At 68.5% G+C, this 15,530-nt stretch carries 9 protein-coding genes, 1 pseudogene and 1 riboswitch; of the genes and pseudogenes, 6 read left to right on the top strand and 4 right to left on the bottom strand.

Annotated elements, in window-relative coordinates; genetic code table 11:
• Positions 1-7: 7 nt before the first annotated feature.
• The gene (locus G6N19_RS03770) at positions 8-520 is read left to right on the top strand and encodes a DoxX family protein (protein WP_013828020.1); all 513 of its coding nucleotides are present in this window, start codon (positions 8-10) and stop codon (positions 518-520) included.
• Here G6N19_RS03770 and G6N19_RS03765 read toward each other — a convergent pair.
• Positions 490-1,929, bottom strand: coding sequence for a short-chain fatty acyl-CoA regulator family protein (locus G6N19_RS03765; RefSeq protein WP_193465793.1), 1,440 nt, complete (start codon positions 1,927-1,929; stop codon positions 490-492). The genes G6N19_RS03770 and G6N19_RS03765 overlap by 31 nt on opposite strands.
• A 119-nt stretch (positions 1,930-2,048) precedes the next feature.
• On the opposite strand from G6N19_RS03765, the gene prpD reads away from it, so the two are divergent.
• From prpD to G6N19_RS03740, 5 genes and pseudogenes are all read left to right on the top strand, one after another.
• Positions 2,049-3,554, top strand: coding sequence for a 2-methylcitrate dehydratase PrpD (prpD, locus tag G6N19_RS03760; RefSeq protein ID WP_019737621.1), 1,506 nt, complete (start codon positions 2,049-2,051; stop codon positions 3,552-3,554).
• Positions 3,551-4,468, top strand: coding sequence for a methylisocitrate lyase (gene prpB, locus G6N19_RS03755; protein WP_019737622.1), 918 nt, complete (start codon positions 3,551-3,553; stop codon positions 4,466-4,468). Before prpD ends, prpB begins: the two co-directional genes overlap by 4 nt.
• Entirely contained in the window at positions 4,465-5,583 is a 1,119-nt protein-coding gene (locus G6N19_RS03750; protein WP_193465792.1) for a bifunctional 2-methylcitrate synthase/citrate synthase, read from the top strand. The genes prpB and G6N19_RS03750 overlap by 4 nt, the downstream gene beginning before the upstream one ends.
• 27 nt (positions 5,584-5,610) lie before the next feature.
• Positions 5,611-5,817: pseudogene (locus G6N19_RS03745) on the top strand (acyl-CoA dehydrogenase family protein); the annotation flags it as partial.
• Positions 5,818-5,885: 68 nt separating this feature from the next.
• Positions 5,886-7,619 (top strand): DUF3556 domain-containing protein, encoded by a 1,734-nt coding sequence (locus tag G6N19_RS03740; RefSeq protein WP_193465791.1) that lies wholly within the window; start codon positions 5,886-5,888, stop codon positions 7,617-7,619.
• Between the two features lie 5 nt (positions 7,620-7,624).
• Here the strand turns inward: G6N19_RS03740 and G6N19_RS03735 are convergent, their stop codons facing one another.
• From G6N19_RS03735 to metE, 3 genes are all read right to left on the bottom strand, one after another.
• A complete protein-coding gene (locus tag G6N19_RS03735) occupies positions 7,625-11,641 on the bottom strand; it encodes a cation-translocating P-type ATPase (RefSeq protein ID WP_193465790.1) in 4,017 nt (1,338 codons plus the stop codon).
• 290 nt (positions 11,642-11,931) lie between these two features.
• Positions 11,932-12,810 carry a crotonase/enoyl-CoA hydratase family protein gene (locus tag G6N19_RS03730; protein ID WP_193465789.1) on the bottom strand — a complete coding sequence of 293 codons (879 nt, stop codon included), beginning with the start codon at positions 12,808-12,810 and terminating at the stop codon, positions 11,932-11,934.
• A gap of 86 nt (positions 12,811-12,896) precedes the next feature.
• Complete coding sequence (metE, locus tag G6N19_RS03725) at positions 12,897-15,179, bottom strand: 5-methyltetrahydropteroyltriglutamate--homocysteine S-methyltransferase (RefSeq protein ID WP_193465788.1); 2,283 nt, start codon at positions 15,177-15,179, stop codon at positions 12,897-12,899.
• A 135-nt stretch (positions 15,180-15,314) separates the two neighbouring features.
• Positions 15,315-15,511, bottom strand: a riboswitch (cobalamin riboswitch).
• Positions 15,512-15,530: the final 19 nt, after the last annotated feature.

Here is a 15,530-nt window from a genome sequence, read left to right as displayed (position 1 = left end):
GGGCCACATGGTCACTGCTGCTGATGTCGCGTTGCTGATCCTGCGCCTGGTGCTGGGCGTGACGCTGGCGGCGCACGGTTTCAACAAGTTCTTCGGCGGCGGACGTATCCCGGGCACCGCGGGATGGTTCGAGAGCATCGGGATGAAGTTCGGCAAGTTCCAGGCGGTGACCGCCGCCACCGCCGAGATCGCGGCCGGGCTGGGATTGGCCGCCGGTCTGCTCACCCCGATCGCCGCCGCCGGATTCGTGGCGCTGATGTCGGTCGCGGTATGGACTGTGCACCGCGCCAACGGGTTCTTCGTGCTCAACGAGGGCTGGGAGTACAACCTGGTGCTGGCCACCGGCGCCGTCGTGGTGGCGATGCTCGGACCCGGCCGGCTCAGCCTGGATCACCAGATCTTCTGCCGCTGTTGGCTCAACGGCTGGACGGGCCTGCTGATCTCGGTCGGGCTGGGGCTGGCCGGCGCGATCGGTCAGCTGCTGCTCTTCTACCGGCCGCCGGCGGTCACCGGCGAGTAAGGCAGTCCGCTGCCGGCGTTCTCATCGACCACCACCCGCCGGCCGAGGAACGGGAACGCACGCTGCGGGCAAGCCTCGCGGTCGCAGATCTTGCATCCCGCGCCGATCGGCACCACCGTGGCCTGATCATCCAGGGCGACACCGGTGGAATAAACCAGTTTGTCGGCGTGCGCCAGATCGCAGCCCAACCCGACCGCGAAGGTCTTGTGCTGCCCCAGGTAGCCGCGTCCCTCGGGCGGCGTAGTGGTCGCGATCCAGAAGTACTTGCGCCCATCGGGCATCTGCGCGACCTGGGTGATGATCCGGCCCGGCTGGCTGAACGCGTCGTGCACCACCCACAGTGGACAGCTGCCGCCTACCCGGCTGAAGTGAAAGGCGGTGGCCGACTGTCGTTTCGAGATGTTGCCGGCTTTGTCGGTCCGGACGAAGATGAACGGCACCCCGCGTCGGCCGGGACGCTGCAGCGTCGAGAGTCGGTGACACACCGTCTCGAAGCCGACCTCGAAGCGGCGTCCCAGCAGGTCGATGTCATAGCGCAACTCGGTCGCCGACCGGTGAAACTGCCGATACGGCAGTAGAAAAGCGCCGGCGAAGTAGTTGGCCAGCCCGATCCGGGCCACCCCGCGAGACTCCGGGCTCAACGACTCGTCTTGCGCCACGATGTCGGACAGCAGATCTGCCTGCGTCAGCAACGCCAGTTGGGTGGCGATCTGGAAAGCGCGCTGGCCCGCCAGCAGCCAGTGCGCGATGCGCAGCACCCGGGTGGCCGGGTCGAAGAGGCGTTTGGTCCCCGCGGGGAGGTCGTCGACGATGGCGACCGTGATGCCGAAGTGTTCGGCCAGCAGCGCCGACAGCTGAATATCCAAGCCGCCGAAGCGCATTCCGGTATCGATGAACAGCTTCTCGGCGGTGTTGTCGAGTTCGGCGATGTAGTTGCTGCGATCGTAGAAGAAGTCCCGAACCTCCTCGAACGGCATGGGGTGGGCCACGGGCTGGGCCGCGTCGCCCGACATTCGTAACCGGTAAGATTCCAATTCCTCGGTGGCGCCGCGTAGTTGGCGGTGCATGGTCAGCAGGCTGTTGCCGATATCCGGCATGCGCGCGACCAGTTCCTCGATCTGGCTGTCGCTGGCGGCGTGTTCGCCGGCGGCCGCGGTGAACATGTCACGCAGATCGGCGACCAGCCGGGCATCGGAGTCCCCGGAGAAATACTGGGCGGGCAGGCTGAACCGGTCGGTGAGCGCCAGCAGCACCGGAACGGTGATCGGCCGCTGGTCGTTCTCCAGCTGGTTGACGTAGCTGGTCGACAGGTTCAGCGCACGCGCCAGCGCAACCTGGGTCAGGCCGCGTTCCTCGCGCAGGCGTCGCAGCCGAGCCCCGGCGAACGTCCGGGTGGTCGAGGGTGCCATGTGCCGCAGCTTAGCCCGTCGGGTATTCGCAAGGTTTGCAAAAAGGGTGGGCCAAGGATGCATTAATACACATTCACGGTATGTTTCGGCAGATAGAAAGCGTGCGTAGGGTGTGGATTATGCAGCTACACGACGTCAAATCCCGCCGCAGTGCCGAAGACTTTCCCCGCTCCGAGCACCTCGCCGCCAAGATCGCGCAGGTGGCCGCGGACCCGGTGGCCGTCCCCGACGACACCGCGGCGATGGTCATCAACCGGATCATCGACAACGCCGCCGTCAGTGCGGCCTCGGTGCTGCGCCGGCCGGTGACCGTCGCCCGCCGCCAAGCGCAGGCGCACCCGTCGGCGCCCGGCGCTGCAGTGTTTGGCGTCGAAGGCAGCTACTCGGCCGAATGGGCCGCCTGGGCCAACGGCACCGCCGTGCGGGAACTGGACTTCCACGACACGTTCCTGGCGGCCGACTACTCGCACCCCGGCGACAACATCCCGCCGCTGGTGGCGGTCGCCCAACAACTCGGGGTCTGTGGCGCCGACCTGATCCGCGGCCTGGCCACCGCCTATGAGATCCAGGTCGATCTGGTCAAGGGAATCTGTCTGCACGAGCACAAAATCGACCACGTCGCCCACCTGGGCCCCTCGGTGGCCGCCGGAATCGGCACCATGCTGAAGCTGGACCCCGAGGTGATCTACCAGGCGATCGGTCAGGCGCTGCACCTGACCACGGCCACCCGCCAGTCCCGCAAGGGGCTGATCTCCAGCTGGAAGGCCTACGCGCCTGCCTGGGCCGGCAAGGTCGGCATCGAGGCCGTCGACCGGGCGATGCGCGGTGAAGGCGCACCGGCCCCGATCTGGGAGGGCGAGGACGGCGTGATCGCCTGGCTGCTGTCCGGACCTGATCACACCTATCAGGTTCCGCTGCCCGGCCCCGGCGAGGCCAAGCGCGCCATCCTGGACACCTACACCAAGGAGTACTCCGCCGAGTACCAGAGCCAGGCGCTGATCGACCTGGCCAAGCGGCTGCGGGAGCGGATCGGCGACCTGAGCCAGGTAGCCACCATCAAGTTGCACACCAGCCACCACACCCACTACGTGATCGGCACCGGCTCGGGTGACCCGCAGAAGTTCGACCCGGACGCCTCGCGGGAGACCCTGGACCACTCGGTGATGTACATCTTCGCCGTCGCGCTGGAGGATGGCAGCTGGCACCACGAACGTTCCTATGCACCGGAACGCGCCCACCGGCCCGACACGGTTGCGTTGTGGCGCAAGATCTCCACCGTCGAGGATCCGGAGTGGACCCGGCGCTACCACTCGACCGACCCGAGTGAGAAGGCCTTCGGGGCGCGCGCCGAGGTCACGCTGCGCAGCGGCGAAGTCATCGCCGACGAGCTCGCGATCGCCGACGCGCACCCGCTAGGTGCCCGGCCGTTCGAGCGTAAGCAGTACATCGGCAAGTTCACCGAGCTCGCCGAGGGCGTGGTGACCGCCGGCGAACAGGAGCGGTTCCTCGCCGCCGCAGAAGGCCTTGCGGGTCTGTCCGGTGCTGAGCTGCATGCGCTGAACATCGTGGTCGAGCCGGCGCTGTTAGACCAGGCACCGGCGACCCCCGACGGGATCTTCCGATGAGTGGGTTACTGGGCTCCGCGACCGCCCCCGCCGACAAACGGGCGGCGTTTCGGGCCGGTCTGACTTCGGGTCGGCTGCAGCGGTTTCCAGGCGCGTTTTCGCCGCTGGTCGCCAAACTGATCGCCGAGATCGGGTTCGAGGGCGTATACGTTTCGGGCGCGGCACTCTCCGCCGACCTGGGACTGCCGGACATCGGGCTGACCACGCTGACCGAGGTGGCCGGCCGTGGCGCGCAGATCGCGTCGGCCACCGACCTGCCCACGCTGATCGATGCCGACACCGGGTTCGGCGAGCCGATGAACGCCGCGCGCACCATCATGGTGCTCGAAGACTCCGGATTGGCCGGGTGTCACCTCGAGGACCAGGTCAACCCCAAGCGGTGCGGGCACCTCGATGGCAAAGCCGTGGTGCCGGCAAGCGAGATGGTCAAGCGACTGCGGGCCGCGGTCGCCGCACGCCGGGATCCGGACTTCGTCATCTGCGCCCGCACCGATGCCGCCGGCATCGAAGGGCTTTCGTCCGCGATCGATCGGGCGAAGGCCTACGCCGACGCCGGGGCGGATCTGATCTTCACCGAAGCGCTACGCGGGCAGGCCGATTTCGAACGGTTCCGCGCCGCAGTCGATGTCCCGCTGCTGGCCAACATGACCGAGTTCGGCAAATCGGAGCTGCTGACCGCTGCCCAACTGTCCGACCTCGGCTACAACGCCGTCATCTACCCGGTGACCACGCTGCGGCTGGCGATGTTCGCCGTCGAAGTGGGCCTGCGGGAGATCGACACGGCCGGTACGCAATCCGGGCTACTGGAGGCGATGCAGCACCGCAGTCGGCTCTATGAGCTGCTGCGCTACGCCGAGTACAACCGGTTCGATGACGACATCTTCAACTTCACGTTAGAGGGAGGCCCCCGGTGACCACTGCCGAGATTCACAAAGGACTCGCCGGGGTGGTCGTCGACACCACCGCCATCTCCAAGGTGGTGCCGGAAACCAACTCGCTGACCTACCGGGGCTACCCGGTGCAGGACCTGGCTGCGCGGGTGAGCTTTGAGCAGGTCGCCTATCTGTTGTGGCACGGTGAGCTGCCGACCGACGCCGAGCTGGCGTTGTTCTGCCAGCGGGAGCGGGCAGCCCGGCGGGCGGACCGGTCGCTGCTGTCGCTGGTGGAGAAGCTCCCCGATAACTGCCACCCGATGGATGTGGTGCGCACCGCGATCAGCTACCTGGGTGCCGAGGACGCCGAAGAGGACGACGCTAGCGAGTCGGCGAACTTCGCCAAGGCGCTGCGGATGTTCGCGGTGCTGCCGACGATCGTCGCCGCGGATCTGCGCCGCCGGCGCGGTCTGGCGCCGATCGCGCCGCACAGCCACCTCGGCTACGCCGAGAATTTCCTGCGGATGTGCTTCGGTGAGGTGCCCGAGCCGGTGATCGTGTCAGCATTCGAGCAGTCCATGACCTTGTACGCCGAGCACAGCTTCAACGCGTCCACCTTCGCCGCGCGGGTGGTCACCTCCACCCAGTCCGACATCTACAGCGCCGTGACCGCGGCCATCGGCGCGCTCAAGGGTTCGCTGCACGGCGGCGCCAACGAGGCGGTCATGCACGACATGATCGAGATCGGCGAGCCTGCGAAGGCCGCAGAATGGCTGCACGGCAAGCTGTCCCGCAAGGACAAGGTGATGGGCTTCGGTCACCGCGTCTACAAGCACGGTGACTCCCGGGTGCCGACCATGAAGGCCGCGTTGGAACGTGTCGCGGCGGTCCGCGGCGGCCGGCGCTGGTTGGATATCTACCAGGTGCTGGAGACCGAGATGTTCGCCGCCACCGGGCTCAAGCCCAACCTGGACTTCCCGACCGGGCCGGCCTACTACCTGATGGGCTTCGACATCCCGATGTTCACCCCGCTGTTCGTGATGAGCCGCATCACCGGGTGGACCGCGCACATCATCGAGCAGACCGCGTCCAACGCGCTGATCCGCCCGCTGAGCGCCTACTCGGGAAGTCCGCAGCGCGTCGTCGGCGCGGTCTGAGGTTCGCCCGGGCGCTACCATCCGGGGATGTCGCAACTGTTCCCCGATTACCGCCCGCTCTGGGAGACCGACCAGCATCGCGAACTGCGCAAGCACGCCGCGGAGTTCCTGCGCAAGGAGGCCACCCCGCATCAGGAGCGCTGGGTCGCCCAACACGGTGTGGACCGCGACTTCTGGAACAAGGCCGGTGACTACGCCATGCACGCGGTGGTCCAGGAAGAACTCGTCTACGCCCGGCGATTTTTGGGGGCCTTCGCGTCTTCTGGCGCACAAGGAGTAGAACACGTTCTAGTCTGACGGTCATGGGATTTCTCAAACCTGAACTGCCCGTTGTCGACTTCGCCGAATGGAGCAAGGGCACGCGCAGCGAGAAGATCCGGCCGATGGCCCGGCACTGGGCCGAGGTGGGTTTCGGTACGCCGGTGGTGCTGCACCTGTTCTACGTGCTCAAGATCGGTCTCTACATCCTGGGTGCTTGGCTGTTCGCGTTGAGCACCGCCGGTATCGATGGCTTCACCGAGGTGCGGCAATGGTGGAGCGAACCGATCGTCTTCGAGAAGGTCGTGCTCTACACGTTGTTGTTCGAGGTGATCGGCCTGGGCTGCGGCTTCGGCCCGCTCAACAACCGCTTCTTCCCGCCGATGGGATCGATCCTGTATTGGTTGCGGCCGGGCACCATCCGGCTGCCGCCCTGGCCGCGGCGCATTCCGCTGACCACCGGAACCGGCCGCACCCCGCTGGACGCCGCTTTGTACGCGGCATTGCTGGTGATGCTGCTGGTCGCGCTGCTGTCCGACGGGACGGGTCCCATCGCCGCGCTGCACACCGAAGTCGGGGTATTGCCGCACTGGCAGATCCTGACGGTCCTGGGGATCCTGGCGCTGGCCGGCCTGCGGGACAAGGTGATTTTTTTGGCCGCCCGCGGTGAGGTCTATGCGCCGCTGGCGGCGGCGTTCCTGTTCACCGGGGTCGACATGATCATCGCGGCCAAGGCGATCTTCATGGTGATCTGGCTGGGCGCGGCGACGTCGAAACTCAACCGGCATTTCCCGTTCGTGATCTCCACGATGATGAGCAACAACCCGCTGATCCGGCCGAAGGCGCTCAAGCGCGCCTTCTTCAAGGACTTCCCCGAGGACCTGCGTCCCGGCGGTCCGTCGAAGGCGCTGGCGCACCTGAGCACGGCGATCGAGATGCTCGTTCCGCTGGTGCTGTTCTTCTCCCACGGCGGCTGGCCGACCGCGGTCGCGGCCTTCGTCATGGTCTGCTTTCACCTGGGCATTCTGGCGGCGATCCCGATGGGCGTGCCGCTGGAGTGGAACGTGTTCATGATCTTCGGCGTGCTGTCGCTGTTCGTCGCGCACGCCGATCTCGGGTTGCGCGATGTCAACAACGCCTGGGCGGTGGCGCTGCTGTTCGCGATCAGCGCGGGCACCGTGGTACTGGGAAACCTGTTCCCGCGCAAGGTGTCATTCCTGCCCGGAATGCGGTACTACGCCGGCAACTGGGACACCACGCTGTGGTGTTTGAAGCCGTCGGCCGAGGAGAAGATCGCCCGCGGGATCGTGGCTATCGCCAGCATGCCCGCCGCCCAGCTGGAGCGCTTCTACGGCAGTGCCGAGGCCGCGCAGATCCCCATCTATATGGGATATGCGTTCCGCGGCTTCAACACCCACGGCCGGGCGTTGTTCACCCTGGCGCACCGGGCGATGGCCGGCCAGGACGAGAGCGACTACACCCTCACCGACGGGGAGCGGATCTGCTCGACGGCGGTCGGCTGGAACTTCGGCGACGGCCACATGACCAACGAGCAGCTGATCGAGGCGCTGCAGCAGCGCTGCGGCTTCGAACCGGGGGAGGTGCGGGTGGTGATCCTCGACGCCCAGCCGATCCACCGGCAGACCCAGGCCTATCGGTTGGTGGATGCCGCCACCGGGGTGTTCGAGCGCGGCCATGTCAAGGTGGCCGACATGGTGGCTCGCCAGCCCTGGGACGACGATCTGCCGGTATATGTCGACGAGAACCGATCTCACTGACCGACTCAGGCCGCCTCCGGGGTACGCGGCAGGAAGCGTGGCGCGATGGCCGCCGCGGTCGTGGCGACGGCAGTCGAACCCAGTGCCTGCGCCCAGCCGATCGGGCCGAGCGGCGTGCAACCCATGAACTGGCTGACACCCGGGGTGCTGATCAGCAGCGCCATCGCCGCGAACGAGCCGGCCGCGGTGACCGCCACCAGCGGGGAGCGTGACTCCAGCAGGGTCTGGCTCAACTGGGTGGTCACCAGCGCGACCAGGGCCACCGTGGCGGCGCGCCGCGGAAAGCCGGTGGATCGCGCCATGAACCACGCCGCGAGTGTGGCGCCGGCGGTGGTGGTACCCCGCAGTGCCACCGCGCGCAGCAGCGCCTTCTCGTCGGGCCCGCGCCCGCTGAAGGGCATCGGCCGCCGGGGTTGGCTCATCGCCAGCGCGGTCGCGGGGAACGCGTCGGTCACGATGTTCACCAGCAGCAGCTGCCGGGTGTTCAGCGGCGCCTGACCGGTCAGTGCGCTGCCGATGATGGCGAACACCGCTCCGCTGGCGTTGCCGCCCAGCAGCACCGCCACCGCGGCCTGCACCCGCTGCCACAGCTGGCTGCCCTCGTTGAGGGCGTCCAACAGGGTCTCGATCCGCCCGTCGAGCAGCACCACGTCCGCGGCGGTGTGGGCGGCGTCGCTGCCCTGGGCGACGATCCCGATGCCGACGGTGGCCGCGCGGATGGCGGCGGCGTCGTTGGCGCCGTCGCCGACCATCGCCGACACCTTGCCGCTGCGTTCCAGTGCCTGCACCACCTGCACCTTGTTCGCCGGTGACATCCGGGCGAACACCACCCGCTCGGCGACGGCGCGCTCCTGCTCCTTGCCCGACAGGCTCTCCCATTCGGTGCCGGTGATGACCTGCTCCTCGGTCACCGGCAGACCCATCTTGCGGGCGATCGCGCGGCCGGTGGTCGGGTGATCGCCGGTGATCATCCGAACCGGCACCTCCCGGCGGTGCAGCTCGGCCAGCAGGCCGGCCGACCCGGCGCGCGGGGTATCGGCGATACCGACGAATCCGACCAGCCTCAGCCCGTGGGCGCACTGCCGGGCCATGGCGGCCAGTTGATCCTCGGGGTCGGCGGAGTCAGAAAGTGACTGCGCCTGCTCGGCGCTGAGCTCGCGCCGGGCCACGGCGAGCACCCGCAGGCCGTCGTGCGCGAGCTGCTCCACCAGGTCGTAGACCTCTGCCGCAACGTCGCCACAGGCGGCGAGCACCACCTCGGGGGCACCCTTGATGCTCAGTTGGGTCCCGGTCACCGACGCCGCGAAGGGGCGTCCGGAACGGAACGGTAGGTGCACATCGGCGGCAGCCGGCGGGCAGTCGGCGATTGCCGGCTCGGCCGCTGCAATGATCGCGGCGTCGGTGGCGTCGACATGGCCTTCCCGCGCCGCCGGTGTCGCTTGAATCGCGCAGCGCAGCACCTCGTCGGGGGCATGACCGGCGGCGGCGCGCACCTCGGTGACCTGCAACCGGTTCTCGCTGAGCGTGCCGGTCTTGTCGAAACAGATCACGTCGACCCGGCCGAGTGCCTCCACGGAACGCGGCACGCGCACCAGCACACCGGATTTGGTCAGCCGTTGCGCCGAGGCATGCTGGGCCAGCGTCGCCACCACCGGCATGCCTTCGGGGACGGCTGCGACGGCGACCGAGACACCCTGGGCCACCGCCTCTTGCAGCCTGGTGGCGCGCAGCACCCCGAGCAGGCTGACCAAGCCGCCGGTCATCAAGCTCAGCGGCCATATCCGGTCGGTGATCTGGCCGAGCTGATGGCCCAGCCCGATCTCGCCATGGCGACTGGCGACCATGTCGGCTGCCCGGCGCACCTCGGTGTCAGGACCCACGGCGGTCACCAGCGCGAGGCCCCGCCCGGCCGCGACGGTGGTGCCGGCGAAGAGCATGCAGCGCCGTTCGGCCAACTCCGCGCCGGGGGTGGCGTCGGTCTGCTTGGTCACCGGCAGCGACTCACCGGTCAGCGACGCTTCGTCGACTTCCAGCTTCTCGTGCTCGACCACGCGGGCATCGGCGGGCACCACGTCGTCGGCCCCCACCTCGATCAGGTCACCACGCTGCAACTGATCGGGGAGCACCTGAATCCGCTCGCGGCTGCCGTCGGGCCGGATCGTGACCTTCCACGCGGGCGGGATCTGGTCGGCGAGCAGCCGATTCAGCCGCAGTTCGGCACTGAGCCGCTGTCCGGCGGCCAGCACGGCGTTGCTGGCCAGCACCGAGCCGACCAGCAGGGCATCCAGCGGCGAGCCCAGTATCGCGGTGGCCGTGGCGCCCAACCCCAGTACCGGGGTCAGCGGGTCGGACAACTCGTCACGCACCGCGTCGATGAACTGCCAAACCATGTGGCGCTGCGTGCTGTCCGCAGCGTGCGGTGCGGCCGACGTTTCCGTCGATAAGGCCAACACGGCCCGAACCTGTTCGACTGACATGGCGTGGAAGTCATCGACGGGGACCGGTCGTGGCACGGGTGTATTGACCACCTGGCGCGCCATCCGGTAACCGGAGAACACCCCCGACGCCGCGCCCAAGACGACCGGTCCGGGGCCTCGGCCCCGAACAGTCGGTATCAGCAGCAGCGCGCCCATCGCCGAAGCGCCGATGGACAGCTGGACACCCCGGCGGCTGGCCGCCTTGGCCGCGGGCAGCGCATGCAGTACCCGCCACACGCCGGCCAGATCGTCGACGATCAGGTCCGCGACCAGTGGCTGCGGCCGGCCGTCACCCTCGGCCACGATGGCCACCCCGAGATCGGCGGACGAAAGCGCCTGGGTGGCAGTCGAGGAGATCACCGCGACGGTGTGGCCGTCCTCCTGGTAGCGGACCAGTGTGTCGAGCAGTGCGTCGTCGATCGAACTTCCGGTCAGCGGAGCGATTTCGTCGAACGCCGGCCGCAGTTCGCCCAAACCGTCGGGGTCATCGATGGACACGACCTGCACCTCGGCCCGCTGGGTCTCCGCGAGCGTCGCGGCTGCCAGTGGATGATGCGCCAGCGCGAAAAAAGCTTCGGTGCGGGGCCGCCCATTGCGGCGGCGCCCGTCGGGCACCGCGTGCCATCCGGCCCGCAGGGCGTCGTTTGTCAACATCGCCTGGGCGCGCTCCCAGGCGGCCAGATCCTTCTCGCCGGCCCCGCGAAGCCGTACCAGGCGCAGTTCGTCGCTGCGCAGCACCCGCGGGTCGAGGATCACCACATCGACCCGGTCCAGTCGGCGCAAGCCGTCCGGGCGCAGCTGCAGCGCCTCGTTCTTGTCGGCCAGGCCCCGGCCCAACGTCGCCGCGAACGATTCCAGGGTGGCGCGGGCGGCCTTCGGCACGGCCACCAACGCTGCGGTGCCGGCCAGGTTCGGATCGCGGCTGACGGCGCCGACCACCGCGGCACCGAACGCCTGAATCCAGGTGCCGCGCTCCAGGTGTCGTTCGACGGGCCCGGCCGGCGGCGGTACCGTGCGCGCCTGCGGCGCGACGGCCGGCTGCGCGGCCATGTCGGCCAACGCCGGTTCGCGTCGCGACCACGCCCGTGCCACGGCGCGGGTTTCGGCGGCTTTGAGAGTGTTGATCGCCAGGTCCACTGCCAGCATCGACGGTGCCAGGGCGAGCGCATTGGCGGTGGTGGATGCCAACCCCAACGCAGTGTCGGTCGCACGCTTGCCGATTCGTTCCTCGAGCAGTCGGCGCAGCCGCGGCTGATGGTCCAGGGCGACCACGGCGCCTTGGACACTGGCCGGCAGCCGGGGGAACCGCAGCACGCGGCCGGCCAGCGAGATGCCCAGGCCGACGGCGGCGACACCGGCCATCGCGGCGGTGCTGACGGCCAACAAGCCGTCGCCGGGAGCGGGCGCGGAGCGAGGTCGGTCACCCTCGGCTACCGCGTCGTGCTCGTCGTCGGGCGGATGGCTCTCGACCGCGGCAAGCGCGTCGTACAACGAATCCAGTTCCGGTTCGGTGTCATCGATGAGAGCGGCTATCGAGGGGGGCATCGGTCTCCTTCGTTCGGCGACCGAAGGTGCCCATGGAACCCGGCGAAACTCTCGGTCGACACGGTTCATCGTCCGAAGGTCTCGCTCACGGAAAGTGATAGGCCCGCTGAATGACCGGGCGGGGTGGCCCGCCGTACTGACGACCATTCACATCCGCCTGGCGGCGGTTAGGAACTACTCCCCTTCGCCACCGAAGCTAGCCACGCTTAGCGGCCTGCGGCTGAACGCAGTCGAGACCCCACTTGAAATATGGGTGAACTCAGTCGATTTCAGCCGGCCGGCGGCACCGGTTACCGCTCGCGCACCCACTCATCGTAGAACTGCGGCATCGCCGAGGCCCGAGAGGTGAACTGCGGGTCGCGCTTCTCCAGGAAGGCGCGCACTCCGTCGGCGCCGTCGCCGATGCTGGTGTAGAACATCGCCAGCGAGTCCACCCGGTGGGCCGCATACGGGTCCGGCTGCGCGGAGTTGCGGTAGAGCATCTGCCGTATCAACGCGAACGACACCGGGGAGCGGCCCCTGGTCCACGAGTCGGCCAACGCGCGGGCGTCGCTGAGCAATGCGTCCGGTTCGTGCAGCGAGCGGGCGATCCCGCATGCCCGTGCCGCGTCGGCATCGAGGATGTCGGCCCGATACAGCAGATCCAATGCCGTTGGCATCCCGACGATCCGGGGCAGGAACCACGTCGAACATGCCTCCGGGGTGATGCCCAGCTTGCCGAACACCAGACCGAACCGCGCTTTGGTGGAGAACAGTCGCGCGTCCATCGCCAGCATCATGGTGGCGCCGATCCCGACCGCGGGCCCGTTGACCGCGGCGATCACCGGCTTGCGGCAGTTATAGATCGCCAGCGTGACCTGCCCGCCGGTGTCGCGTACCCGGGCCAGCTCCGGGTCGTTGAGGTCGGCCATGTCGGCCAGCGTCGGGGACTTGGTCTCGTCGAGGCCGAACACGTTGCCGGAACCCGACAGGTCCATCCCCGCGCAGAACGCGCGTCCCGACCCGGTGACGATCACCGCGCGGACCGCGTCGTCGTCGTTGACTTCGACGAAGGTGCGCTCCAGCTCGTCGGCCATCTCGACGGTGAACGCGTTGAGGTGGTCCGGGCGGTCCAGGTAGACGGTGAGGATGCCGTCGGTGACCTCGTGGCGGATCGTGGTGAAGTCCATGCCCTGAGGCTAGTTCCCCCCGCCCAGCAGACGCGAAAGCCCCCATTTCGACGCCAAAATGGGGGCGTTCGCGACTGCTCGCGCGGCTAGACGCCGGCGCCGGCCGCTCGGGCCGTCTCGGCCGCCTTGACCATGTTGGCCAGCGAGGCGGTCACCTCGTCGGTCTTGCGGGTCTTGAGGCCGCAGTCCGGGTTCACCCACAGGCGCTGCGCCGGAACGGCGTCAAGCGCTTCCCGCAATGAGGTGGCCATCTCATCGCTGGACGGCACCCGCGGGGAGTGGATGTCGTAGACGCCCGGCCCCACCCCGTTGGAGAACCCGATCGCATTGAGGTCGTCGAGCACCTCCATGTGCGAGCGGGCCGCCTCGATCGAGGTGACGTCGGCATCCAGGTCGGCGATGGCCCCGATCACCTCGCCGAACTCCGAGTAGCACAGGTGGGTGTGGATCTGGGTCGCATCCGACACCCCCGACGTCGACAGCCGGAACGCGCCGACCGCCCACGTCAGGTAGGCCTCCTGGTCGGCCTTGCGCAGCGGCAGCAGCTCCCGCAGCGCCGGCTCGTCGACCTGGATCACCGCGATGCCGGCGGACTCCAGGTCCACCGTCTCGTCGCGAATCGCCAGCGCCACCTGGTTGGCGGTGTCGGCCAGCGGCTGGTCGTCGCGGACGAACGACCACGCCAGGATGGTCACCGGACCGGTGAGCATGCCCTTGACCGGCTTGTCGGTCAGCGACTGGGCATAGGTGGCCCACTCAGTGGTCATCGGGTGCGGCCGGGAGACGTCACCGAACAGCACGGGCGGACGCACGCACCGGCTGCCGTAGGACTGCACCCAGCCGTTGGCGGTGGCGAAGAACCCCTCCAACTGTTCGGCGAAGTACTGCACCATGTCATTGCGCTCCGGCTCACCGTGCACCAGCACGTCCAAGCCGAGGTCCTCCTGCAGCTTGATCACGGCGGCGATCTCGGCCTTCATCCGGCGGGTGTACTCCGCTTGGTCGATCTCGCCGGCGGCCAGCGCGGCCCGGGCCTTGCGGATGTCGACGGTCTGCGGGAACGACCCGATGGTGGTGGTGGGCAGCGGCGGCAGGTGCAGCCGTTCGGCCTGCGCGGCGCGGCGCGCCTCGGCGCTGCCGCGGTGCGCGCCGGCGACCGTCGCGATCCGGCCGCGGACGTCGGCGTTGTTCAGCCGCGGATCGGACTTGCGGGAGGCGACGGCGGCGTTGGACGCGGCGATCTCGTCGTCAATGGCGTCGCGGCCCTCACGCAGCGCGCGCGCCAGGGTGGCCACCTCGCCCACCTTCTCCGCGCCGAACGCCAGCCAGCTGCGCAGCGCATCGTCGAGCCCGGTCTCACCGTCGAGCGTGTAGGGCACGTGCAGCGTCGAACAGGATGTTGACACAGCGACCGCCCCGGCACTACCCAGCAGCGACGCCAGCTTGGCCAGCGCGGCCTGCAGGTCGGTGCGCCAGATGTTGCGGCCGTCGACCACACCGGCGACCAGCGCCTTGGAGGCCAACTCCGGCACCGACGCGATTTTGGTGTTCGGGCCGTAGACCAGATCGACACCGATCGCCTCGACGGGGGTGCGCGCGAGCGCCGACAGGGCCGCGCCCGGGTCACCGAAGTAGGTCGCGACGAAGATCGCCGGCCGCTTACCCAGGCCACCCAGCCGGGCGTAGACCTGCTCGGCCAGGGCGGGGGCGTCGGCGGCGACGTCGGTCACCAGCACCGGTTCGTCGATCTGCACCCACTCGGCCCCGGCGTCGGCCAGCTTGCCCAACAGTTCGGCGTAGACGTCGGTCAGCTCGTCGAGGCGGAAGATCGGCGCCGGTGCTCCGTCGACGGCCTTGCTCAGCAGCAGGAACGTGACGGGTCCGATGATCACCGGCCGGGCCACGTTGCCGCCGAAGCCCTGCTCCTTGGCCTCGGCCAGCTCGGCGAGCACCTTGGTCGGGTTGAGTGCGAACGTGGTGTCCGGGCCGATCTCCGGGACGATGTAGTGATAGTTGGTGTCGAACCACTTCGTCATCTCCAGCGGGGCGATCTCGGCATTGCCCCGGGCCGCGGCGAAGTAGCGGTCCAGCTCGTCGGCCACCCCGGCGACCCGAGCCGGCAGCGCGCCGAGCAGCACCGCGGTGTCGAGCATCTGGTCGTAGTAGGAGAAGGTATTCACCGGTATCGAGTCCAGGCCGGCTTCGGCCAGCTGCGCCCAGCCGTCACGGCGCAGGCCGGCTGCGACGTTCCGCAGTTCATCCTGTCCGATCCGGCCGGCCCAGTAGCTCTCGGTGGCGCGCTTGAGCTCGCGGCGCGGACCGATCCGCGGTGAGCCGAGAATGGTGGAGGTAAAAGGTTGAGCGGTCACGATCTGATCCTTCAATCGGAGGGTGGGTCACCGCCGGCGGTCGTCCAGCCAATCCGGTCCCGTGCACATTTAATGCACTATAACCCTCAAAAACCAGACGCCCATTCCGCGAGGCGGTGATCCGCCGGGCGCGGCGCACCCGGCACAACAGGCAGGTCTTCGGACTCGCAGGCGCGCACCGACGGTGCTCCTAGTGGCCGTCGCTTCCCAGTCGCGTGCTGTGACCAGTGCTGTTGACGGCGGTCGTTCCTGCATACCGCTGCGGGACAGTCCCGGATTCTCACCGGGTTCCCTCTCGCACACCGCGGAAAACCCACGTTGTGCTCGATGTCGACACCACCTTGCGGCGGT

The organism is Mycobacterium novum (assembly GCF_010726505.1).
GTDB classification, from domain to species: Bacteria; Actinomycetota; Actinomycetes; order Mycobacteriales; family Mycobacteriaceae; genus Mycobacterium; species Mycobacterium algericum.
Note: the sequence above shows the minus strand (reverse complement) of the source record. Positions and strands in the feature narration are given on the sequence as shown.